The organism is Paenibacillus rhizolycopersici, assembly GCF_014947195.2.
Taxonomy (GTDB): Bacteria; Bacillota; Bacilli; order Paenibacillales; family Paenibacillaceae; genus Fontibacillus; species Fontibacillus rhizolycopersici.
In genome coordinates this window covers 1-21813 of record NZ_JADCNN020000035.1, presented here as the reverse complement: position 1 = coordinate 21813, position 21813 = coordinate 1, and the positions used below count along the sequence as shown (strand labels likewise).

General features: G+C 50.6%; 25 protein-coding genes. All 25 read left to right on the top strand.

Annotated features, from left to right (window positions below):
• Window positions 1–36 precede the first annotated feature (36 nt).
• Complete coding sequence (gene fliE, locus IM700_RS22110) at window positions 37–345, top strand: flagellar hook-basal body complex protein FliE (RefSeq protein WP_239484139.1); 309 nt, start codon at window positions 37–39, stop codon at window positions 343–345.
• A gap of 30 nt (window positions 346–375) precedes the next feature.
• Window positions 376–1959, top strand: a complete 1584-nt coding sequence (gene fliF / locus IM700_RS22105; protein ID WP_193415207.1) for a flagellar basal-body MS-ring/collar protein FliF — start codon at window positions 376–378, stop codon at window positions 1957–1959.
• A gap of 11 nt (window positions 1960–1970) precedes the next feature.
• The gene (gene fliG, locus IM700_RS22100; protein ID WP_155607323.1) at window positions 1971–2987 is read left to right on the top strand and encodes a flagellar motor switch protein FliG; all 1017 of its coding nucleotides are present in this window, start codon (window positions 1971–1973) and stop codon (window positions 2985–2987) included.
• Window positions 2980–3834 (top strand): FliH/SctL family protein, encoded by an 855-nt coding sequence (locus IM700_RS22095; protein ID WP_193415208.1) that lies wholly within the window; start codon window positions 2980–2982, stop codon window positions 3832–3834. The genes fliG and IM700_RS22095 overlap by 8 nt, the downstream gene beginning before the upstream one ends.
• Window positions 3815–5134, top strand: a complete 1320-nt coding sequence (gene fliI, locus IM700_RS22090) for a flagellar protein export ATPase FliI (protein ID WP_155607321.1) — start codon at window positions 3815–3817, stop codon at window positions 5132–5134. Before IM700_RS22095 ends, fliI begins: the two co-directional genes overlap by 20 nt.
• Window positions 5135–5144: 10 nt before the next feature.
• Window positions 5145–5588 (top strand): flagellar export protein FliJ, encoded by a 444-nt coding sequence (gene fliJ, locus IM700_RS22085; protein WP_193415209.1) that lies wholly within the window; start codon window positions 5145–5147, stop codon window positions 5586–5588.
• 43 nt (window positions 5589–5631) lie between these two features.
• Window positions 5632–6570: a MotE family protein gene (locus IM700_RS22080; protein WP_193415210.1), complete on the top strand. Its 939-nt coding sequence runs from the start codon at window positions 5632–5634 to the stop codon at window positions 6568–6570.
• 41 nt (window positions 6571–6611) lie between these two features.
• A complete protein-coding gene (locus IM700_RS22075; protein WP_193415211.1) occupies window positions 6612–8033 on the top strand; it encodes a flagellar hook-length control protein FliK in 1422 nt (473 codons plus the stop codon).
• Between the two features lie 22 nt (window positions 8034–8055).
• On the top strand, window positions 8056–8559 hold the full coding sequence (locus IM700_RS22070; RefSeq protein ID WP_193415212.1) for a flagellar hook assembly protein FlgD: 504 nt from the start codon (window positions 8056–8058) through the stop codon (window positions 8557–8559).
• Window positions 8556–8936: a TIGR02530 family flagellar biosynthesis protein gene (locus IM700_RS22065; RefSeq protein ID WP_193415213.1), complete on the top strand. Its 381-nt coding sequence runs from the start codon at window positions 8556–8558 to the stop codon at window positions 8934–8936. The genes IM700_RS22070 and IM700_RS22065 overlap by 4 nt, the downstream gene beginning before the upstream one ends.
• 90 nt (window positions 8937–9026) lie before the next feature.
• A complete protein-coding gene (gene flgG, locus IM700_RS22060; protein WP_193415214.1) occupies window positions 9027–9851 on the top strand; it encodes a flagellar basal body rod protein FlgG in 825 nt (274 codons plus the stop codon).
• A gap of 77 nt (window positions 9852–9928) precedes the next feature.
• The gene (locus tag IM700_RS22055) at window positions 9929–10153 is read left to right on the top strand and encodes a flagellar FlbD family protein (protein WP_155607315.1); all 225 of its coding nucleotides are present in this window, start codon (window positions 9929–9931) and stop codon (window positions 10151–10153) included.
• Window positions 10150–10623 carry a flagellar basal body-associated FliL family protein gene (locus tag IM700_RS22050; protein ID WP_193415215.1) on the top strand — a complete coding sequence of 158 codons (474 nt, stop codon included), beginning with the start codon at window positions 10150–10152 and terminating at the stop codon, window positions 10621–10623. The genes IM700_RS22055 and IM700_RS22050 overlap by 4 nt, the downstream gene beginning before the upstream one ends.
• A 43-nt stretch (window positions 10624–10666) precedes the next feature.
• The gene (fliM, locus tag IM700_RS22045; protein ID WP_193415216.1) at window positions 10667–11668 is read left to right on the top strand and encodes a flagellar motor switch protein FliM; all 1002 of its coding nucleotides are present in this window, start codon (window positions 10667–10669) and stop codon (window positions 11666–11668) included.
• On the top strand, window positions 11655–12887 hold the full coding sequence (gene fliY, locus IM700_RS22040) for a flagellar motor switch phosphatase FliY (RefSeq protein WP_193415217.1): 1233 nt from the start codon (window positions 11655–11657) through the stop codon (window positions 12885–12887). The genes fliM and fliY overlap by 14 nt, the downstream gene beginning before the upstream one ends.
• A 27-nt stretch (window positions 12888–12914) precedes the next feature.
• Window positions 12915–13280, top strand: a complete 366-nt coding sequence (locus IM700_RS22035; RefSeq protein WP_009223016.1) for a response regulator — start codon at window positions 12915–12917, stop codon at window positions 13278–13280.
• Window positions 13281–13288: 8 nt separating this feature from the next.
• Window positions 13289–13825: a FliO/MopB family protein gene (locus tag IM700_RS22030; RefSeq protein WP_155607311.1), complete on the top strand. Its 537-nt coding sequence runs from the start codon at window positions 13289–13291 to the stop codon at window positions 13823–13825.
• The gene (fliP, locus tag IM700_RS22025) at window positions 13822–14589 is read left to right on the top strand and encodes a flagellar type III secretion system pore protein FliP (RefSeq protein WP_193415218.1); all 768 of its coding nucleotides are present in this window, start codon (window positions 13822–13824) and stop codon (window positions 14587–14589) included. Before IM700_RS22030 ends, fliP begins: the two co-directional genes overlap by 4 nt.
• A gap of 38 nt (window positions 14590–14627) precedes the next feature.
• Window positions 14628–14897, top strand: a complete 270-nt coding sequence (gene fliQ, locus IM700_RS22020) for a flagellar biosynthesis protein FliQ (RefSeq protein WP_059045330.1) — start codon at window positions 14628–14630, stop codon at window positions 14895–14897.
• Window positions 14898–14909: 12 nt separating this feature from the next.
• On the top strand, window positions 14910–15698 hold the full coding sequence (gene fliR, locus IM700_RS22015) for a flagellar biosynthetic protein FliR (protein ID WP_193415219.1): 789 nt from the start codon (window positions 14910–14912) through the stop codon (window positions 15696–15698).
• A 14-nt stretch (window positions 15699–15712) separates the two neighbouring features.
• Window positions 15713–16804 carry a flagellar biosynthesis protein FlhB gene (gene flhB, locus IM700_RS22010; protein ID WP_193415220.1) on the top strand — a complete coding sequence of 364 codons (1092 nt, stop codon included), beginning with the start codon at window positions 15713–15715 and terminating at the stop codon, window positions 16802–16804.
• A 21-nt stretch (window positions 16805–16825) separates the two neighbouring features.
• Window positions 16826–18862 (top strand): flagellar biosynthesis protein FlhA, encoded by a 2037-nt coding sequence (gene flhA / locus IM700_RS22005; RefSeq protein WP_193415221.1) that lies wholly within the window; start codon window positions 16826–16828, stop codon window positions 18860–18862.
• Entirely contained in the window at window positions 18859–20274 is a 1416-nt protein-coding gene (gene flhF, locus IM700_RS22000; protein WP_193415222.1) for a flagellar biosynthesis protein FlhF, read from the top strand. The genes flhA and flhF overlap by 4 nt, the downstream gene beginning before the upstream one ends.
• Window positions 20271–21158: a MinD/ParA family protein gene (locus IM700_RS21995; RefSeq protein WP_193415223.1), complete on the top strand. Its 888-nt coding sequence runs from the start codon at window positions 20271–20273 to the stop codon at window positions 21156–21158. Before flhF ends, IM700_RS21995 begins: the two co-directional genes overlap by 4 nt.
• Window positions 21159–21189: 31 nt before the next feature.
• A partial coding sequence (locus IM700_RS23315; protein WP_239484138.1) for a response regulator occupies window positions 21190–21813 on the top strand: 624 nt, incomplete at its 3' end.

Sequence of the window (21813 nt, the reverse complement as noted above, 5' to 3'; positions counted from 1 at the left end):
AAAGATAACATAATTCGTAGTTAGGAGTGTTGCACGTTGATCGAGAGAATGAGTTTTGACTCCTTAAAGCCGGTGACAGGAACGCAAACGTCCGGCAATGCGCAGAATCTCACGCCTGCGGAATCCATGAAGCAATTCAGTTCTTTTCTTAGCGATGCGCTGGACGGAGTTGCTGCACAGGAAACCAATGCACAACAGGTGAATAGCCAGTTTCTGTTAGGGAAAGTAAATGCCGATGAGATGATGATCGCCTCGGAGCAAGCCTTGTTAAGTTTGCAGTTGACTACGCAAGTCCGGAATAAAGTGATAGAAGCTTATCAAGAGATTATGCGTACGCAAATTTAAGGACTGAACATGCTCGGATGAGGTGACATTGTGAATGAGAGAATTACACAGTACCGAGATCGAATGCTAGGGTACTGGAACCAATTTGGTAAAAAACAAAAAACATTTATTATCGCAACCGTAACTTTTGCGCTGCTTGCCATCATCCTGCTGACGATCCAATTTTCCAAAACGGAATATGACGTGGCATTTACCGGCCTCGATTCAACCGATGCGGCAGGAATCATCAATTACCTAGAATCCAGCGGGGTTCCGTACAAGCTGGGGCCGGACGGTTCCACGATCTCGGTGCCTAGCAAGGAGGCAGCACGGGTTAAGGTCGATGTCGGTTCGCAAGGGATCGTACAGAGTGGGTCAATCGGTTTGGATGCCTTTAATGAGAGTTCTTCCTTAATCGGCATGACCGACAATGAATTTAACGTGAAGTATAAAACCGCCATTAATGGCGAAGTTGAAAAACTGCTGAAGCGCATGCAGGGAATCAATGACGCTAAGGTGCTTCTCAACCTTCCAGCGGAGAATGTATTCGCCAGCCCGGAAGACCAGGAGAAGGCGTCGGCTTCGATCGTCCTCTCGTTCAAGCCAGGGTACCGGCCGAATCAGGAAGCCATTGACGGGTATTTCAATTTGGTAAAGACTTCGGTTCCGAATTTGCCGGTAGAAAATATCTCGCTTTCGTCGAGTGATGACACCGTATTGTTGCCAAGTGGACAAGGTGGAGCAACGGGGTCGTTAACCACGGCGGTTCAGGAGAACATGGCCCTGCAGAAGAAATTCGAAAGCGATGTTCGCCAAAGCGTGAAGCAGTTCCTTTCCAGACTAACCGGTCCGGACAAAATCGAAGTGCTGGTTGCTTCAAAGCTGAATTTTGACCAGGTTAGCCAGAAGGATAATCTTGTAACACCGGTGGATACCGAAAATATGAAAGGTATCGAAATTAGCGCACAAAAAGTGCAGAAGAGCTATACCGGAGCGGCTAGTCCGACTAGCGGAGTTCCAGGTACCGGTCAAGAAGACGTCGTTAATTATCCTTCAGCAGAAACAAGCGGGGGATCGTCTTCGGAAGAGAGCTCGTCGACAATCAACTATGAAGTTAATCGGATTACGAAGGATATTATCGCTAGTCCATACGTTATAAAGGATTTAACCATTAACGTGGCTGTTGAACCACCAGTTGGTCAAGATACTTTGGATGAGAATACGCAGTCCGCGATTGAAAATATCTTAAAAAACATCGTCGGTTCCTACCTGGCAGATTCGGGTACTACCTATACAGACGAAGAATTGCAGAAAAAAGTTTCAGTGTTGTCCCAGCCATTCCATTCGGACGCGACCCAAACCAGCGGTTTGAGTTTGTCGAGCCCGTTGGTCTGGGGTGTGGGGGGCGCGGCTCTGCTGGCACTGGCAGGTCTCGGAATCGTCTTGTTCCGCCGCCGCAAGAAAGCGACGGAAGCGGAAGAAGATCTCGCTTTGCCGCTTACGCCGGAATTCCCGTCCATTAATCTGGATACGGTCACGAATGAAAACCAAGTGCGCAAACAACTGGAAACGTTGGCCAAGAAGAAGCCTGACGAATTCGTTAACTTGCTTCGCACCTGGCTGGCTGATGAATAGAGGTGAACGCATTGTCAAAAACATCGAGCCCGGGTTTGAGCGGGAAGCAGAAGGCAGCCATATTGTTGATTACGTTAGGGCCCGAGGTGTCAGCGCAAATTTTCAAGCACTTGCGGGATGATGAGATCGAGCAGCTCACCCTGGAGATCGCCAACGTTCGTAAAGTCGACGGCACGGAAAAAGAAATGATTATGGCGGAGTTTCACCAGATCTGCCTTGCTCAGGAGTATATCACCCAGGGCGGCATTAATTACGCCAAGGAAATTCTGGAGAAAGCGCTGGGCCAATCGAAGGCGGTGGATATCATCAACCGCCTGACCGCAACTTTGCAGGTCCGGCCTTTCGATTTTGCCCGTAAGGCAGATCCGAATCAAATTCTCAACTTTATTCAGAACGAAAACGCGCAAACGATCGCTTTGGTTTTGTCCTACTTGCAATTCGAACAAGCGGCTGCCATCCTGTCTTCGCTTCCGCAGGAGAAGCAGGCGGAGGTCGCGAGAAGAATCGCGGTTATGGACAGTACTTCACCGGAGGTCATCGCTCAGGTCGAGCGCGTGCTGGAACAGAAGCTCTCCGCAACGGTTACGCAGGATTACACCAGCGCTGGCGGTATCGAGTCCATCGTACAGATTCTGAATGGGGTCGACCGGGGAACCGAAAGAACCATCCTCGACTCGCTGGAAATCCAGGATCCCGAGTTGGCCGAAGAAATCAAAAAGCGGATGTTCGTCTTCGAGGATATCGTCAACATCGACAATCGTTCGATCCAACGAATTATCCGCGATATCGAGAACGCCGATTTGCAGCTTGCCCTCAAAGTGGCCAGCGAAGAAGTCCGCGAGGCCGTCTTCCGCAATATGTCGAAACGGATGTCCGAGACATTCAAGGAAGAAATGGAATACATGGGGCCGGTGCGGTTGCGTGATGTGGAAGAGGCACAAACCCGCATCGTAGCTACGATCCGCAGACTGGAAGAAGCCGGTGAGATTATTATCGCCCGCGGCGGAGGAGATGACATCATTGTCTAATTTGATCAAGGTGTCTCAATACGTACCGGTCGAAATCTTAAAACAACTAAATTTAGCTAAGATCCATACCTCTGCTGAGGACACACCTTCTGCACAAACCGAGAAAACGAGCGTTCACAGCCCTTCTGTTGAAGATCTTGCAGCAGAAGAAACGAGACGACAAATGCTGGCCGATGCCAAGGAGTTTGCCGAACGACAGGTAAGGGAGGCTGCGGAGCAGGCGGAACTTATGTTAGCCGAAGCCCGCGAGCAAATCGAAGCCTGGTGGCAAGAACGCCGCGAACAGGACGAGCATATGATTGAAGCTTTGAAGGCGGAGGGCTTCAATCAGGGTTATGAAGAAGGAAAAACACAGGCAGAAGAAACAATGCGCTCCCGCATCGACGAGATGATGAACGAAGCCGGTTCGGTCCTGCAACATGCTTATGTTGAGAAAGAACGCATCATTCAGGAAGCGGAGCCGTTCGTGGTTGAATTGAGCTGCGCGATAGCCGAGAAAATCATCGACAAGCAGCTTGAGCTTGAGCCGGATTACGCGATGGACCTGATCAAGAAGAGCCTAGCTCGCAAACGAGAGCAGGGAATTCTAACGTTATGCGTTTCGCCGGGCGACTTCGCTTTCGTACAGGCGGCCCGCGAAGAACTGAGTCTAGCTATCGACTCGCAGGCCGAACTTCAGATCCTACCGGATCCAACGGTGAAGGATCGCGGTTGTGTCATTCGCTCCTCTTTCGGCAGCGTTGACGCCAGAATCGATACCCAGTTGTCGGAGATCAAAAAAGAACTATTGCGGGTTTCTCTACAAACGGAGGAGCGAGGTCAGGCGTATGACGATGTTGAGAGCTGAACGTTATATCGATCACCTTAGGCAACTTGATCCGATCCGAATCAACGGGAAAGTGACACAGGTCATCGGGCTGATGGTCGAATCCGAAGGCCCGGACGCCAGCATAGGCGATTTATGTTATATCTACCCCAGCAAGGCCGCTCAACCACTCCAAGCCGAAGTGGTTGGGTTTCGTGATAACAAGGTGTTGCTTATGCCGCTGGGCGAGCTCCAAGCGATTGGTCCCGGATGTGATGTCGTCGGGACCGGCAAACCGCTGACCGTTCAGGTTGGATCCGAACTGCTCGGTAAGGTGCTGGATGGCTTGGGTCAACCGCTGGACGGGTCCCTGTTGCCATCGAGGATGGGACATTATTCAACCTACAACAAACCAATGAATCCGCTGAATCGTCCGAGAGTTACCGAGCCAATAGGCATCGGGGTGCGAGCTATCGATGGTCTGTTAACAATCGGCAAAGGCCAGCGGGTTGGGATATTCGCCGGCTCCGGGGTCGGAAAGAGTACGTTGATGGGGATGATCGCTCGTAACACTTCGGCAGACGTTAACGTGATCGCGCTTGTCGGGGAACGGGGGCGTGAGGTGCTAGATTTTATTGAACGGGATCTTGGCCCCGAAGGGTTGGAACGTTCCGTCGTCGTCGTGGCAACCTCCGATCAACCGGCTTTGATCCGGATGAAGGGGGCTTTGATTGCCACAACGATCGCTGAGTATTTCCGGGATCGCGGCCTTAACGTCATGCTCATGATGGATTCCGTTACTCGCTATGCGATGGCACTTCGCGAGGTAGGACTAGCAGTTGGGGAACCGCCGGCTATGCGCGGATATACCCCTTCCGTGTTTGCTGCATTACCGAAATTAATGGAGCGTGCGGGAACCGGGCCTACCGGATCGATTACCGCTTTCTACACCGTACTCGTTGACGGCGACGATATGAATGAACCGATTGCCGATGCAGTCCGGGGAATCTTGGACGGCCATATCGTGCTGAACCGCGGGATCGCGAATAAGGGGCATTTTCCCGCGATTGATATTCTGGCGAGCATTAGCCGGGTGATGAAGGATATCGTGACGGACGACCAGAATGAGGCGGCCGATAACCTGAAGCGGCTGATGGCCGTGTATAAGGATTCCGAGGATTTGATCAATATCGGTGCGTATCAGCCGGGCTCCAACGCGGATATCGACGAAGCGATCGGCGCGATCCAAGAGATATGGAACTTTACGAAACAGAAGGTCAATGAGAAAGTGAAGCTCACTGAAGTGCAGGAACGGCTAATTTCCGAATTCGCAAGGAGATGAAACGTAAAGTATGAAGTTCCGTTACGTCTATCAAAAAGTAGTCGATTTGAAATCCAACGAAAAGACGCAGGCTGAATGGATGCTGTCCGCTGCCGTTGGCGAACTGCAGTCGGAGCAACGTTCGCTGGAGCAGTTGTTGGAGGAGAAAGCCAGTATCGCTGCGGTGATCGCAGCCGAAGTAGAGAACACTGCCTCCATGATCAAACTGCAGGAACTTCAACGATATATGGGCTTCATCGATCAAGCGATCGAGAGGAAGCAAGGCGATATTCGCGTAGCCGAACAGAAGGTAGAGCACAAGAAGACGGTATTAAAGGGGAAAATGCTGGACGAGAAGGTATGGCTTAAAGCGAAAGAGAAAGCCATGGATAAATTTCAGCACGATATGCTTCTTCGGGAACAAAACGAGCTGGATGAAATGGCCACGGTCCGGTTCGCCATGAGAGCCCGATAAGGAAAGCGGGCGCCCATACGGTTGTTCGAAGGAGGGAAACAAGATGGCAAAAACAGTGCTTGATGAAGAATTAGAAGAAGAGTCGGGAGGCGGATTCTCGCGTTTTCTGTTCTTTATGACCCCTATTCTTTTTACGGTTGTCCTGTTAGGTGTGCTTTTAACCTTATTCAACATTGACTTCCGCAATACGCTGTTCGATTGGGGAAACCGGATTCCCGTTGTGAAGAATTTGGTCCCGGATCCTGAAGTTCCAGAGGGTGAGTTGAAGCAAGCTGCGGAGGAAGAACAGAAGCAGCAGGAGAGTACCGAGGCGACTGTGAAAGAACTCAAAGATCAGCTTGCAAAACAGCAGGCGCAGCTGCAATCGGCGAACCAGCAAGCGTCCCAGCAGCAGGAGAAAGTCAAAGAGTTACAGGATCAGCTTGCTACTGTTCAACAGCAAGAGAATGAACAGCAACAATCGACGGAAGCGGAAGCCTACCAGAAGGAAGTTAAGAAGCTGGCCAATCTCTATGCGGAGATGAGCCCAAGCAAAGCAGCGGCAATCTTCGACAAGCTGTCAACGGAAGAGACGCTGCAAATGCTGAGTGTGATGAGTAATGAGAGTAAAGTGGCCATTTTGGAAAAGATGGATCCACAGAAGGCAGCCGATATTTCGATCAAGCTGAAGGATGTCAATACGTCCGAGGATTTGGCGATCGCCGCACTGCAGTCCAGACTCAAAATGGAATCGGCTGCGGATGCTGCCACCGCCACAACCGGAACAGGGCTGGATGATACCGAGCTCAGTCAGACTTTCTCATCGATGGCTGCGGCAGATGCCGCCAAACTCATTCTTCAAACGTATAAGCTGAGTCCGGAAAAGGGACTTAAGATCATGAAGTCGGTCAATGGAACCACTCGATCGAAAATTTTGGCGGAAATGGCCAAAACCGATGAGAAAACGTCGGTGAAGATTTTGAATCAATTGGTTAGCAAGTGAATATGGACTGAAAATTACTCTTGAAAGGAGGTGAGAACAAGATGAATCAAACCGTAACTCAAGTAAATGGAAGCAAAGCGGGATCTGTTAATTCGTTATGGTATGGATCGGCAGGCAAGTCGGAAGTTACGCCTAATACGGCATTGTCTTTTGACCAGAAGCTCCTTTCCATGCTGCTTGGCAATGCTCAGCCACAGGAAGGACAAACTTCTGCCCAACTGCTGACCTTGGCTGGACTTCAGAAAACCACAGAAGCGGCTACATCCGACGCAACGGACAGTACGCTAGCAGCCATGATCGAAGGACTGCTGCAGCAGCTGCCGAAATTGGATGAAGCGCTTCAAGCGGACCCATCGTTGATGGCGGCATTGCAAGGCTGGCTACAAAATGTCCAGACCTTATTGCAGCAGACGAACACGACTCCAACGTCGGGAACAGCGGTGGCTGAAGAAGCTAATGTACTGCCGGCGCTGGCGCAACAGCCAGAGACGATGCGTTTTGCGGTACAGGATGCGTTGGTGCAATTGTTGGCTGCAACGGAATCGAATACCGCGAAGCTGACATCGAACGCGCAAGGACAAGCCGGAGTCATGCTGGATACGCTGCAAGGGATGCTGGATACACTCCCTGATTCGGTCGAAACGAAGCTGAATGGCGGAAAAGGAACCGAATCGGTTGGAGGAATACACCCGCGAGTCCTTACGGCAAATCAAGGTGCAGGAGCTAACCCACAAGGCAGCTCGGGCGGCGATATGCTAAATCAAGGGAATGCACAGACCGCTCAGCACAGCACAAAGACAGGCAGCAATACGGCAGCAGTTCACGCGATTTACTCAGCGCTGGAAACCGATACGGCAGTTGACGACCTAACGATGGAACCTAATGAACACGAGGATTCCGTTCCAACAGGACAAATCGTGACCGCGGGACAACTTGCGATCCGGGATAGCGGCATCATTTCCGTCAAGCATGTAGCCAAGCCGGTTCCGGTTGAACAGTTCGCCAAAGAAATGAGCGGTTTCCTGGTTAACAAGCTGGATATCGTGAATCTGAAAGGCGTATCTGAAGCGAGAATCTCGCTTTATCCGGAGCATTTAGGACAAGTTGACGTACGAATTACGATGCAAAACGGGCAATTAACCGCCCAATTCATGACAGAGCATGCTTTTGCCAAGGAATCTCTGGAGCAGCAAATGGCGCAACTGAGAACGGCGTTACAGTCCCAGGGGCTTCAGGTGAACAAGTTGGAAGTCACGCAAAACTCGGCACTGTCGTCCCATATGTACCATGATGGTCGCCAGTCCGGCAGCGGAGCGGGGCAGCAGCAAAGTGAAAAACGCCGTCCACTGATGGAGGACGATACTCTGGCCATTCATGATATGAATGAGGAATGGAACGAGTGGGTTGCCGAGGTCAGAGCCAAGGAGCAAAACTACGGCAGTTCCTTTGTCGCTAGAGCATAAAAAGCAGAAAGGAGGTACCTCCGTGGCAGATACGTATTCACCTTCAGTGATGTGGCCGAATTATTCACAGAACAATGTTCAGAAGGCTAGCACGAAAACCAACGAAATGGGCAAAGATGCTTTTCTGAAACTGATGATGGCCCAAATGCAAAATCAAGATCCCTTATCCCCGATGGATAATACACAAATGGTCGCTCAAATGGCTCAGTTTTCCTCGGTAGAGCAACTGACCAATATCTCTGAACAGCTATCCAATCTAGGCCGATCATTAGGCAATGATTCCGGACTGATTGGGAAACAGGTGACTTGGGTCAGCTCAACCAAAACAGGTAACTATGATGTTGCGACAGGTCAATCCGAAGTTGTGGTTGAGAAGGAAAGCGGTATCGTTGATTCCATTATTGTTCGTGACGGTGTTCACTACGTCAAGGTGGGAGATAAGGAAGTTAAAATCTCCGATATCGAACAGGTTGGTGATCCTGCTGAGGAAACCGGCGGAGCTGGTCAAGGAGCGGACCCATCATGAACGGGCCGATCCGAGTAGGGCAGCTGTACACAGGAAGAATCGGACCTAGTGCGCTGACGCCGAACAGAAACCATTCGACAGCTACGACGGGAACCAATTTCAAGGATATGCTGGAAGACCGGCTGGTCCATTTCAGCAACCATGCGGTGAAGCGGTTGGAACAACGCGGAATCGAACTGCAACCGGAGCAGTTGAACAAGATCGAATCAGCGATAGATAGTGCTGCTGCAAAGGGAGCCAAGGATTCCTTGATATTGCTGAAAGACATGGCCCTTATCGTCAATGTGAATAATCGTACCGTCGTTACCGCAATGGACGGCAGCAGTATGAAGGATAACGTATTCACGCAAATCGACAGCGCCGTCATCATCTCTTAATATGGCTGGACCGGTTACGGGAGCCATCGGCTGCGGATCGACTGAAGCAGCTAAAGCAAGTTATTTTATCACTGGAAGGAATGAGAACGCATGTTAAGATCTATGTATTCTGGCGTTTCCGGGATGCGCGGCTTTCAAACCAAGCTTGACGTTATCGGCAACAATATTGCGAACGTAAATACAGTAGGTTTCAAATCCGGACGCGTGATGTTTAAGGATATCATGAGCCAGACGGTAGCCGGGGTTACCGCACCGGTTGATGGCGAATCTGGTGGCGTTAACGCCAAACAAATCGGCTTAGGGGTATCCATCGGCTCCATCGATACGTTACATACCGGCGGCAGCGCGATGACGACGAACAATCCCCTGGATCTACGGATCGATGGGGACGGATTTTTCCTCGTGAAGCTGACGGCGGATCAAGAGGTTCCTTTCCTGACTCGTGCGGGAGACTTTCATTTGGATGCATCTGGCCAACTGGTTACTTCAGACGGTTTGCTAGTATGTAATAGCGATGGCGATGTCATTGAGCCCATCGATTTTGAAGCGGTAACCGCCTTTACGATCGCTTCTAACGGAACAATGATGCTGAAAAACGCCGAAGGTGGGACGGAAGCGGGAGCCGTCATCGGCGTGGCCAGAGTTACCAACCCGGAAGGCTTGGAGAAGATTGGAGGCAACCTTTACCGGGTGTCCCTGAATGCCGTAGCTGACGGCGAGTTGGCCTACACGAACCCGAATAATGCGGAAGCCGGGACCGGCGCTCTCGTCTCTGGACAATTGGAAATGTCCAACGTCGATCTGACGGGAGAATTTACCGAGATGATCGTAGCGCAGCGGGGCTTCCAAGCGAATTCGCGGATCATCACCACCTCTGACGAAGTGCTTCAGGAAGTAGTTAATCTGAAACGTTAAGCGAAGGGGTAGCCGGGGGGAGGGAACCCTTTCCCCGGCTGTTTCCCCCGCTTCCTTGATCGCCTAGGAGGGAAATCATGATTTCTGTTACACGCTTGAACGGTTCTCAAATGTGGCTGAACGCCATCATGATTGAGACCGTAGAAGAAACGCCGGATACTTACGTCACCCTGATCACAGGGAAGCGTATTATCGTGCTGGAGAAGGCGGCCGATGTTATTGCGATGATCCAAGCGTATTATCGGGATATCGGCATCCACGCAGCAACTATTAAAGTGCAACAAACGGAGGAATGGTCATGAAAAAAATGCTGCCTTGGCTAATCACGATTTTGCTTGCAATCACATTAATCGTATTGGCCGCCTTCCTGCTGGTGAATCAAATGAATAAACCCGCGCCTGGTACCGAGGTGAATGCTGCTGTCAATAGCGTAGCTGAACCGGAGAAATTGTCGGTGGACGAGATCGTGAAGGTCACTTCAACGCTCGACGACATCAAAACGAATTTGTCCGAGCCGGATTACGTTGTGGTCATTGATTTTGCTTTCCAATTGGATAATGAGGTTTCCAAGGAAGCCTTCGACAAAATCAAGGACTACAAAATCAAACCCATTATCATAAAAACGTTGGCGGATACCAAGCCGGAGGAATTGACAGGTGCATTGGGGAAAGACAATCTAAGCTCCAAATTGCTCAACCTGATCAACAAGTCACTGCCGGAAGGGAAATTGATTCAAATCGATATTACCGACTTCATCATGACGACAATCTAATTAATATCGAACGAATACGGATTTTTCTAAGGGGGTGAGATGTTTGGTTGATGTGTTGTCGCAGAACGAGATCGATGCGCTGCTTGCTGCGTTATCGTCGGGCGAAATGGACGCCGAGGAACTGAAAAAGGAAGAGACGCAGAAGAAGATCCGCTCTTATGATTTTAAGAGAGCGGTGAGATTTTCCAAAGATCATATTCGGAGCTTGACCCGGATACATGAGAACTTTGCCCGTTATCTCACCACCTATTTTTCAGCTCAGTTGCGCACGTTTGTACAAATTAACGTCGTTCAGGTAGAGCAGCTACCCTATGACGAGTTTATCCGCTCCATCCCGAAAATGACGATCTTGAACATTTTTGAAGCGGAGCCGCTTGAAGGAAGAATGGTGCTGGAAGTGCATCCCAACGTCGCTTTTGCCATGCTGGACCGGCTATTGGGAGGCCTCGGAGCGGCACCTTCGAAGATTGGAACGCTAACAGAGATCGAAACGATCATTATGGAGCGGATTTTCAGCCGTGCCTTTGAGAGCTTGCAGGAAGCCTGGAGGACGATCGTGGATATTAATCCGCGGATGGAGGGGCTGGAAACCAATCCTCAATTTATGCAAATCGTATCGCCGAACGAGACAATCGCATTGATTTCGCTAAGCACCAAAATCGGAGATACGTCAGGCATGATTAACCTATGTATACCGCATGTCGTGATCGAACCGATCATGCCTAAACTTTCGGTTCACCATTGGTTTGTCTCCCAGAAGAAATCGCGTGCACCTGAAGAAGTCGATGCGCTGCGAAATCGGGTGAACAAAGCCAAGCTGCCGATCATTGCGGAGCTGGGTGAATCTCAGATCACCATCCGCGAGTTCCTGGGATTATCCGTCGGTGACGTGATCTCATTGAACAAACCCGTTCAAGATGGACTGCAAATCCGTGTGGGGGACAGGTTGAAGTATATCGGTAGCCCCGGAACGATCAAAGATCGGATTGCGATCCAAATTGATGAAATTGTCAGCGAAGGAGTTGAGGAACTTGACGAGCAATGATTACTTGTCCCAGGAAGAGATAGACGCTTTACTAAAACAAGCCAATCAAGATACGGCTCAAGAGCCGACCATAAACGACGTACTGACGCCTTTGGAGCAGGACGCACTGGGAGAAATCGGGAACATTACGTTTGGCAGTGCGGCTACGGCGCTTTCCACTCTGTTGAATAAAAAGGTGGACATCACGACGCCAAAAGTCTCCGTCATTACGCGGGCCCAATTTGAAGCCGAGTTTCCAAAACCGCATGTGGCCATCCATGTTGAATATGTGGACGGATTTGAAGGGATGAACTCGTTGGTCATCAAGACGAGAGATGCCCAGGTCATTGCGGACCTGATGCTCGGCGGAGAAGGGAATCCCGAAGAGGGAGAATTGAACGAAATCCATATTAGTGCCGTACAGGAAGCCATGAACCAAATGATGGGTTCATCGGCGACGTCGATGTCAACGATTTTTAACCGGTTTGTCAATATCTCACCGCCCGGCATCGATATCCTGAATATGTCTGACGGGCATGGGCTGAGCAGCTTGCCAGAGGCGGATCCGCTCATTAAAATCTCCTTCCGATTAACGATCGGGGATTTGATCGATTCCACCATCATGCAACTGCTTACGGTTAAGTTTGCTAAGGAGATGGTGGACAGCTTGATCAGTGGGTCGGCATCAGAACCCAATACAGGCGCCATGGAAAGTGCTGCCGCCGCCGCGCCGCATGCTGAGCCAGCACCGCAGGCACCGGTTTACCAACAGCCGTCCCAACCCATGCAGCAGCCGCCGATGCAACAGCCGCCGATGCAAGATGGATATGGCTATGGGCAACCGGCGCCTTATGGATATCCGCCTCAAGGTCAGCCTTACGGCGAGCCGCATCATTATGGTGCAGCCCCGGGACGTAATTTGAATGTACAGCCTGTACAGTTCGCTAATCTGGGAAATCCATCCTTTGGTCATGTGGACGAAAATAATTTAAACTTACTGATGGACATACCCCTTAAAGTCACCGTAGAATTAGGGAGGACCCAACGGCAAATTAAAGATATCCTGGAGTTATCCCAAGGCTCTATAATCGAGTTGGACAAGCTCGCCGGTGAGCCCGTGGATATTCTTGTGAACAACAAACTGATCGCTAAGGGCGAGGTTGTCGTCATTGATGAAAACTTCGGCGTACGCGTCACGGATATCGTAAGCCAGTGGGACCGCATTCAAAAATTACAATAGTAGAAGTTTAGGGAGGATTTTATATCAATGGCTAACCGAATTCTTATCGTAGACGACGCAGCATTTATGAGAATGATGATCCGTGATATTTTGACAAAAAACGGGTTTGAAGTCGTAGGTGAAGCACAAGACGGCGCACAAGCCATCGAGAAATTTAAAGAGCTTCACCCGGATCTGATCACGATGGACATTACGATGCCTGAGATGGACGGCATTGCCGCGTTGAAAGAGATTAAGAAGCTGGACCCGAACGCGAAAGTGATCATGTGCTCCGCGATGGGACAACAAGCGATGGTTATCGATGCGATTCAAGCCGGAGCAAAAGACTTTATCGTGAAGCCTTTCCAATCCGACCGAGTAATCGAAGCGATCAACAAAACGCTTGGGGTGTAAGCTAAGCGATGAATAATCCGCAGGAGTCTCTCCCGTATTCTGGGGATGTCAACCTTTGGGGGAACTTGTTTACCGTCATCGTAGTTCTGGGCCTAATCATTGCTTTAATCGTCTTACTGGTCCGCTTTCTTGGCAAAAGGAACCGGTATTTATCCCAGAGTCGTGCGATTCGTACTTTGGGGGCCATTGGCCTCGGACCGAACAAATCCCTGCAAGTGATTGAACTCGGGGGGAGTATCTATCTTGTCGGTGTCGGTGAGGATATTTCCCTGGTGGACAAAATATCCGGGCCGGACGAGGTAGCCTTGCTGGTGAATGCCTTCGCAGAAGAAGGAACGGAATTTGCCGGATTGTCGTCGACCTTATCCGGCTTGATCTCCCGTTTTCGCAAAGAACCGCCTCGAGAGGAAGAAGAGCTAGACGGAGTCGCTTTCCATGAGGTGTTTCAATCGCAATTACGGAAGATGCCGGACCGGAAACGGCAAATGGAGGAACTATTGCAGGATCCGGAAGAACAATCTACAGATCGGTCGAGGGATTCATGAAGAGAAAATTGTTGATTGTCAGCTTGATGTTGACGATATGGAGCCTACTCGCGGTCTCCATCGCATCGGCTGAACCGGTTGATCCGATTCCGAATATCGGGATTCAAATCGGGAATTCAGGCTCGGGCGGGGCGTCAGGGACGAGTTCATTGTCGATCATCTTAATGATCACGGTACTGAGCATCGCACCTGCGATCTTAGTGCTAATGACAAGCTTTACCCGAATCGTCGTCGTTTTGGGGTTTGTCCGTACCTCCTTGGGAACACAGCAGATGCCTCCGAACCAGGTGCTGATTGGACTTGCTTTGTTCTTGACGTTATTTGTAATGAGCCCAACGCTCTCTACCGTCAACGAGGTCGCGGTTCAGCCTTATATCAAAGGGGAAATTACCCAATCCGAAGCTTTGGACAAAGCAGCGGTTCCTATGAAGAAGTTCATGTACTCGCATACGAGAACCAAAGATCTTCAGCTGTTTATGGGCTATACGAAAATGGAAAAGCCCAAAAGCTACGAGGACATTCCAATTTCGGTTATGGTGCCCGCCTTTGCGATCAGCGAACTGAAAACGGCGTTTCAAATGGGCTTTATGATTTTTATCCCGTTTCTAATCATCGATATTGTTGTATCCAGCGTGCTCATGGCGATGGGGATGATGATGCTGCCTCCGGTTATGATCTCACTGCCGTTCAAGATCTTACTGTTCGTGCTGGTGGATGGATGGTATTTGATCGTCAAATCACTGTTGGTCAGCTTTAATACCTAGGAATAAGGGTATGGGTTCAGGGAAGGAGAACAGCGGTAATGAGTTCGGAATTTATTATCGGTTTGGCCGGACAAGCCGTTTATACCGTGTTAAAGGTCAGCGCGCCGATGCTGTTGATCGGTCTAGTGGTGGGGCTCTTGGTGAGTATTTTTCAGGCAACGACCCAAATCCAGGAGCAAACGCTTGCCTTCGTTCCCAAAATCGTTGCGGTTTTAGTCGCTTTGCTGTTGTTTGGTCCTTGGATTTTGACGACGCTGGTGGACTTCACCTATGGGATTCTAAATAACCTATCTAGTTATATCGGTTAGGTTACCGCAATGATGGATACTTTATTGCACGGAATTTCTACTTTTATGCTTATTTTTTGTCGAATGACAGCCTTTTTTGTAGTTTCACCGATATTTTCTTCTCGAACGGTGCCGAATACATTTAAGGTAGGCTTCTCAGGGATGATTGCGGTTGTCATTCTGTTGACGATTGGCCCGAATCAAGCGTTACCTAACGATTTGGGGTATGTGTTGTTTATTTTGCGTGAGGTGTTGGTCGGTCTGCTGATGGGATATGTCGCGAATCTGATCTTTTCGGTCATTCAAATGGCCGGATCCTTCATCGACATACAAATCGGTTTCGGGATCGCGAACGTGATCGATCCCATGACCGGAGCGGCGGCGCCTGTTCTAGGGAACCTGAAGTACATCATAGCTACGTTGATGTTCCTTAGCATGAACGGACATCATTATTTGCTGGATGCGGTCATTCGAAGTTATAACTGGATTCCGTTGTCTAATGATCTGTTTCAGCAAATCTACAACGGGGATTTGGCCGAATTTCTCGTGCAAACCTTCAGCCAGGCGTTTTTGTTGGCATTTCAAATGTCGGCTCCGCTTATCGTCGCCTTATTCGTCACCGACGTGGCATTAGGTTTTTTGGCTCGAACGGCTCCGCAATTTAACATTTTTGTCATTGGCATTCCGGTAAAGATCATTGTTGGTTTACTTGTTCTGTTGGTGCTTGTACCTGGCTTTATCGTTGCGTTTCAATCTTTGTTCGAGGTGTTGTTCCGTGCGCTGCATGATCTGCTCGGTGCGATCGGACAAAGGCCGAAGTAGGATGGAGGATCGCTATGTCATATCGGTATTCGCTTGATCTGCAACTGTTCGCCGGTGAAAAGACGGAAAAAGCGACTCCGAAAAAACGTCAGGACGCCCGTAAGAAAGGTCAAGTGGCCAAAAGCCAGGAATTGACCGGGGCCTTGCTATTGATGGCGGGCTTCTTATGTCTGACAGCATTCGGCGGTTATATCAAGGAACGGTTGGTCAGCCTGTTCGTCGACGTGTTCTATAACCGATTGTCGATGGAAGTGACGCAAACCAACGTGATGACCATGATGGGGGATTACACGGTTCAAGTGCTATTGTTGCTGGCTCCAATCTTCTTGGTCGTCGTGGTGGTGGCGATCGTTGCCAACTACGCACAGATCGGTTTCCTGTTTATCGGAGAACCGCTCAAAATGAAGTTTAGCAAACTGGACCCGATCAAAGGATTTAAGAACATTTTTTCCATGCGATCATTGGTACAGTTTCTCAAGACCCTCTTTAAATTGCTGATTATAGGTTATCTCGTTTACTCGACGATTTGGGGGTATCGTGGAAGTCTTTCTGCGCTGGGACATTTACCGGTGGATGATACTTTTCATTTCGCAGCCCAGCTAACGATGAATTTGGGGATCAAAATTGCGGCGGCCTTGATTGTGCTCGCGGCCCTGGATTACATGTATCAGCGATATGAGCATGAGAAGAGCTTGAAGATGTCCAAACAAGACATCAAAGATGAATACAAGAAAATGGAAGGCGATCCGATTATCAAGGGGAAAATTCGGGAACGTCAACGGCGAATGGCTCTGCAACGGATGATGCAGGAAGTGCCGAAAGCCGATGTCATTATTACCAACCCTACCCACTTTGCGGTCGCTCTAAAGTATGACGGGTCTGAAATGGATGCCCCGCAAGTCATCGCCAAAGGGCAAGACTACGTTGCCCTCCGCATTAAAGAAATCGCCAAGGAACATGGCGTGATTACGATGGAAAACAAGCCGCTGGCACGGGCGTTGTTTCAACGAACCGAAATCGGGGATACGATCCCCGCGGATTTGTTTCAAGCTGTCGCCGAAGTGTTGGCTTATGTATACCGAATAAAAGGCAGAGCCAAATCATAATGGGATCGGAGGGGAACTAACGTGAAGAAATTTAAGGACCTATTTATTCTTGTTGGCATAATTGGCATCGTCTTGCTGATGATCGTTCCGATCCCGACTTGGCTGCTGGATATTTTGCTGATCATTAATATTTCGTTAGCGCTGATCATTTTGCTTGTTTCGATGAACACCAAGGAAGCACTGCAGTTTTCCATCTTTCCGGCAATGCTGCTCATCACGACTTTATTCCGTTTGGCGCTAAACGTGTCGACTACCAAGTTGATTCTGGGACAGGCCAAAGCCGGCCACGTGGTGGCCACCTTCGGTTCATGGGTTTCCCACGGGGAACCCGTTGTCGGTTTTGTCGTCTTCCTGATTCTCGTGGTCGTTCAGTTTATCGTCATTACCAAAGGCTCGGAACGCGTGGCCGAGGTTGCGGCGCGGTTTACACTGGATGCGATGCCAGGGAAACAAATGAGTATCGATGCCGATTTGAACGCAGGGCTCATTAACGAGCAACAAGCACGTGAGCGCCGCAGCAAGATCGAACGGGAAGCGGATTTTTACGGCGCCATGGACGGTGCGAGTAAATTCGTTAAAGGGGATGCGATCGCGAGTATCATCATCCTCCTGATCAACCTGATCGGGGGCTTTATCATCGGGATGACGATTCACGGCATGAGCTTTCCCGATGCGCTTTCGACATACTCGCTCTTGACGATCGGGGATGGCTTGGTCAGCCAAATCCCGGCATTGCTGATATCCACGGCGGCCGGTTTGATCGTGACGCGCGCTTCCTCTGAAGGGAACTTGGCGGATGATATTACGGGTCAACTGTTTACCTATCCGAAGCTGCTCTATATCGTAGCCGGGACGATCGCCCTGCTAGGGACGTTTACGCCGATCGGGATATGGACGACTTATCCATTCGCCGGATTAATGGTTTTTGCGGCCCTTAAGATGCAGAAAAATATGGACCGCCGGCAAATCGAGCAGGAGCAACAAGAGGAGGAGCAACAAATCGAAGAGGTGCGCAGTCCCGAGAGCGTCATCAATCTGCTGCAGGTTGATCCCATCGAGTTCGAATTCGGATATGGACTTATTCCGCTGGCCGATACCGGGCAGGGCGGGGATTTGCTGGACCGAATCATCATGATTCGGCGCCAATGTGCGCTTGAATTAGGTTTGGTCGTTCCCGTCATCCGAATTCGCGACAATATTCAACTAAAACCGAACGAATATGTCATCAAAATTAAAGGAAATGTCGTAGGCGGCGGTGAATTACTACTTAATCACTATTTGGCCATGAGTCCCGGGATGGATGACGATACGATAACAGGTATCGAGACCCGCGAACCTGCGTTTGGTCTTCCGGCTCTATGGATCGACGAAGCGACCAAGGATCGGGCGGAATTGTCCGGTTACACCGTGGTTGATCCGCCATCCGTGGTGGCCACCCATTTGACGGAATTGATCAAGAAGCATGCGCATGAGCTGCTCGGCCGTCAAGAGACCAAAGCCCTGGTCGACAATCTCAAGGAGAACTATGCCGTGCTTGTCGACGAGTTAATCCCATCGGTACTGTCGATCGGTGACGTGCAGAAGGTACTGGCTAAATTGTTGAAAGAGAAGATTTCGATTCGCGATATGGTGACGATTTTTGAAACGCTGGCGGATTACGGAACATACACCAAGGATCCGGAAGTACTGACCGAATATGTCAGACAGGCACTCTCCCGACAAATTACGCAGCAGTTTACCCAGCCGGGCGAAACGATGCGGGTCATTACCGTAGGACCTACCCTGGAGAAGAAAATCGCCGAGAGCGTACAGCAGACGGAACAAGGCAGCTATTTGGCACTGGATCCGGCATCAACGCAAACGGTATTCCAGAAGCTGACAGAGCAGATCAACCGTTTAGTGCAGACGGGCCATCAGCCGATCCTGCTCACCTCGCCGACAATCCGGATGTATTTGCGGCAAGTTATCGAGCGGAGTATGCAGGACATTCCGGTATTATCCTACAGTGAGTTGGAACCGAATGTTGAAATTCAAAGTGTCGGGGTGGTGAATTTATGAGAGTCAAACGATATATCGTTGACACAATGCCTGACGCCATGTTGAAAATCCGCAGCGAACTAGGAGCGGATGCCGTCATCTTGAGTACGAAAGAGATGAAGATTGGCGGTTTCCTCGGCATGTTCCAGAAGAAGAAGATCGAGGTGATCGCCGCTACCGAGGGGAATGCAGCACCTGCGCAGAGAGGAAAACCAGCCATGCCGGTGACTCCGGCAAAGCCGCCGGGACCTGCTCCGGTCGCTCGCCAAACCGTACCGGAGGCTTATCGCAAAACGTCGCAATTGGTACAGTCGACCGCTTCCCCGCAAGTTGCGGCAGCTTCCTCCGCATTGACGGCGATCGGTTTGCAAGAAAGGGAGGAGCCAATCATCACCCCGATTGCTCCTATCGTAAAGCCGCAATCGGTTAAACCGGAAATACGCCAAGCTTCGGTAGACACAGCGCCGAGCTCGGCGTCGGCTCGGTTGGAGGCTGCGCTTCAAAGTGCAGCCGATCAGGAATCCGCCTCAGTGCTAACTTTCCAAGATTCCGCCAAGGAAGAGCGCTTGCTCGAAGAGATTCGGCAAATGAAGATGTGGATCGGTCAGCTGGCCAAGAAGCAAGGCGACGGCCGAGAAATGCCGCCGAGCTTGCATTCCTTCCAACAGCAGCTCATCAACCAGGAAGTGAGTTCGGAGCTTACAGAGAAATGGATCGAAGAGATCTACGAGGACTGGCTAAGCTCCGGCAAAACTTTAAGCGGCGAAGAGATGGAAACCAAACTGCGAGCCATTGTCAGCGGCTTCCTGAATGACCGTATTGGGATGGGGATTGGCGATAACACGAGGATCGTTTACATTGCAGGGCCTACCGGAGTAGGAAAAACGACAACCATTGCCAAGCTGGCAGCCGATCAAATCTTTCGATTGCACAAGAAGGTTGGGTTCATCACTGCGGATACTTATCGGATTTCGGCTATTGAACAGTTACGAACCTACGCCTCCATCCTGAACGTTCCACTCGAGATTGTCCAATCTCCCGGGGATGTGCAGCGCGCGATGCAACGGTTAGAACACTGCGACCTCATCCTGATGGACACCGCAGGGAGGAATTATCTGAATGAGCTGTTCGTGGCAGAGCTGCATAGTTTGCTTGCTCCGTCGGATGCCAGCGAGACGTATCTCGTTCTCAGCTTGACCTCCAAAACACAGGATATGAAGCGAATCACCGAGCATTTTAGCAAATACAACTTGGATAAGGTGATTTTTACGAAGCTAGATGAAACGGAAACGGTAGGCTCGATTTATAATCTGTTAAATGAGTACCCTCTGAAGTTATCATTCCTGACCAACGGTCAAAATGTACCGGATGATTTGCTTCAGGCTGATGGGAAACTGTTGGTTGATATTTTGCTGGGAGAATGGAAGCCATGAGCGACCAGGCCCAAGCACTCAGACAACTGGTATCGTCACATGTAGGCCCAGCAGAGTCAAAGGTCCGCAAAGGATCAGCCCGAATTTTGACCGTGAGCAGCGGCAAGGGCGGTGTAGGCAAATCCAACTTCACGTTGAATTTTGCCTTGGCCTTAAAGTCTTTAGGACGTAAGGTACTGCTTTTCGACGCTGATATCGGAATGGCGAATATCGACGTTTTGATGGGCGTCAGACCGAGGTATAACCTGTACCACCTACTGAAGGGGGAAAAGGACATCACCGAGATCGTGGAACTGGGCTCGCATGCTTTACCTTTTATTGCGGGGGGCTCGGGACTTGCCGATTTGTTCTCCCTCTCCGAAGGGGATCTCAATTATTTCACTTCGCAGATCGAGATGATTTCCGAGGAGATGGATTTCATCCTCTTTGATACCGGAGCAGGATTATCTAAGGAAACGCTAAAGTTCATCACTGCGGCCGATGAATGTCTGGTCGTTACGACACCGGAGCCGACCTCGATCACCGACGCCTATGCATTGATCAAGGTCGTACACGGAATGGAGGCGGATGTACCGTTTCGGTTGGTCATTAACCGGGTCTCGGGGGAGCATGAAGCCAAACAGGTCGCCGATAAGATTTCACTGGTCGCGGGGCGTTTCCTCGACATGGATATCCCCACGCTTGGCTATCTCAGCGATGATACCCATGTGATGCAGGCGGTCAAAAAACAGGTTCCTTTCTCCATCGCTTTCCCCGGTTGCTCGGCAGCGCGAGACATTCAACGCTTGGCTTTGGATTATCTGAATGTTCCGCAAACCAAGTCGAGGGATACTTTATCGGGAATCAAGGGATTTATGCATAAATGGTTAAAACTAGCAAAATGATTCTTCGTGAAGGAACAGGGGTGGAACGTTGATGACTTATCGAGTGATGGTGGTAGACGATTCGGCGTTTATGCGTAAGATCATCTCGGATCTCATCGAACAAGAGGAGGCCTTTCAGGTCCAGGCGACGGCCAAAAACGGACGCGAAGCGATTGAACAGATCGCGCGGATCCAGCCGGATTTGGTGACCATGGATGTGGAAATGCCGGAAATGAATGGCCTGGATGCGCTTAAGGTTATTATGAAGGAGCATCCGCTGCCGGTGATCATGTTGTCCGGTATTAACGAGCAGGGCATGCGAGAGACGATCATGGCGTTGGAACTAGGCGCTTTCGACTTCATTCGCAAGCCATCGGCAACGACAAGTTCGCATGACATCGAGCAGGTGGGACGCGAACTGCGCGAGCAGATCCACGCTGCGATGCAGGCGAAAGCGCGACGCGACGCCTGGACAGCGGCGCAGACGAGCGCGCCGGTGCCGCCTTCGGCAGGCAAGCTGCCGCAAGTGGGCCTTGGCGAGCCGAGGCCGCCGGCACAAGGCGCGGAGGCTTCCGGCCCTGGCAGCGCGGCGGCCGCTACTCCGGCGCCGCCCGCTGGGCGAGCGCTTGCCAGCGGCGGCTCCGCCGCGGCGCGCCAGCCGCTCGCGGGGCAGCCT

Bases quoted from the DNA above. Each gene is read 5' to 3' on its own strand.
- fliI (WP_155607321.1), top strand. From the start codon at position 3,815: ATGACGATGTTGAGAGCTGAACGTTATATCGATCACCTTAGGCAACTT.
- fliJ (WP_193415209.1), top strand. From the start codon at position 5,145: ATGAAGTTCCGTTACGTCTATCAAAAAGTAGTCGATTTGAAATCCAAC.
- IM700_RS22080 (WP_193415210.1), top strand. From the start codon at position 5,632: ATGGCAAAAACAGTGCTTGATGAAGAATTAGAAGAAGAGTCGGGAGGC.
- IM700_RS22075 (WP_193415211.1), top strand. From the start codon at position 6,612: ATGAATCAAACCGTAACTCAAGTAAATGGAAGCAAAGCGGGATCTGTT.
- IM700_RS22065 (WP_193415213.1), top strand. From the start codon at position 8,556: ATGAACGGGCCGATCCGAGTAGGGCAGCTGTACACAGGAAGAATCGGA.
- flgG (WP_193415214.1), top strand. From the start codon at position 9,027: ATGTTAAGATCTATGTATTCTGGCGTTTCCGGGATGCGCGGCTTTCAA.
- IM700_RS22055 (WP_155607315.1), top strand. From the start codon at position 9,929: ATGATTTCTGTTACACGCTTGAACGGTTCTCAAATGTGGCTGAACGCC.
- IM700_RS22050 (WP_193415215.1), top strand. From the start codon at position 10,150: ATGAAAAAAATGCTGCCTTGGCTAATCACGATTTTGCTTGCAATCACA.
- IM700_RS22035 (WP_009223016.1), top strand. From the start codon at position 12,915: ATGGCTAACCGAATTCTTATCGTAGACGACGCAGCATTTATGAGAATG.
- IM700_RS22030 (WP_155607311.1), top strand. From the start codon at position 13,289: ATGAATAATCCGCAGGAGTCTCTCCCGTATTCTGGGGATGTCAACCTT.
- fliP (WP_193415218.1), top strand. From the start codon at position 13,822: ATGAAGAGAAAATTGTTGATTGTCAGCTTGATGTTGACGATATGGAGC.
- fliQ (WP_059045330.1), top strand. From the start codon at position 14,628: ATGAGTTCGGAATTTATTATCGGTTTGGCCGGACAAGCCGTTTATACC.
- fliR (WP_193415219.1), top strand. From the start codon at position 14,910: ATGGATACTTTATTGCACGGAATTTCTACTTTTATGCTTATTTTTTGT.
- flhB (WP_193415220.1), top strand. From the start codon at position 15,713: ATGTCATATCGGTATTCGCTTGATCTGCAACTGTTCGCCGGTGAAAAG.
- flhF (WP_193415222.1), top strand. From the start codon at position 18,859: ATGAGAGTCAAACGATATATCGTTGACACAATGCCTGACGCCATGTTG.
- IM700_RS21995 (WP_193415223.1), top strand. From the start codon at position 20,271: ATGAGCGACCAGGCCCAAGCACTCAGACAACTGGTATCGTCACATGTA.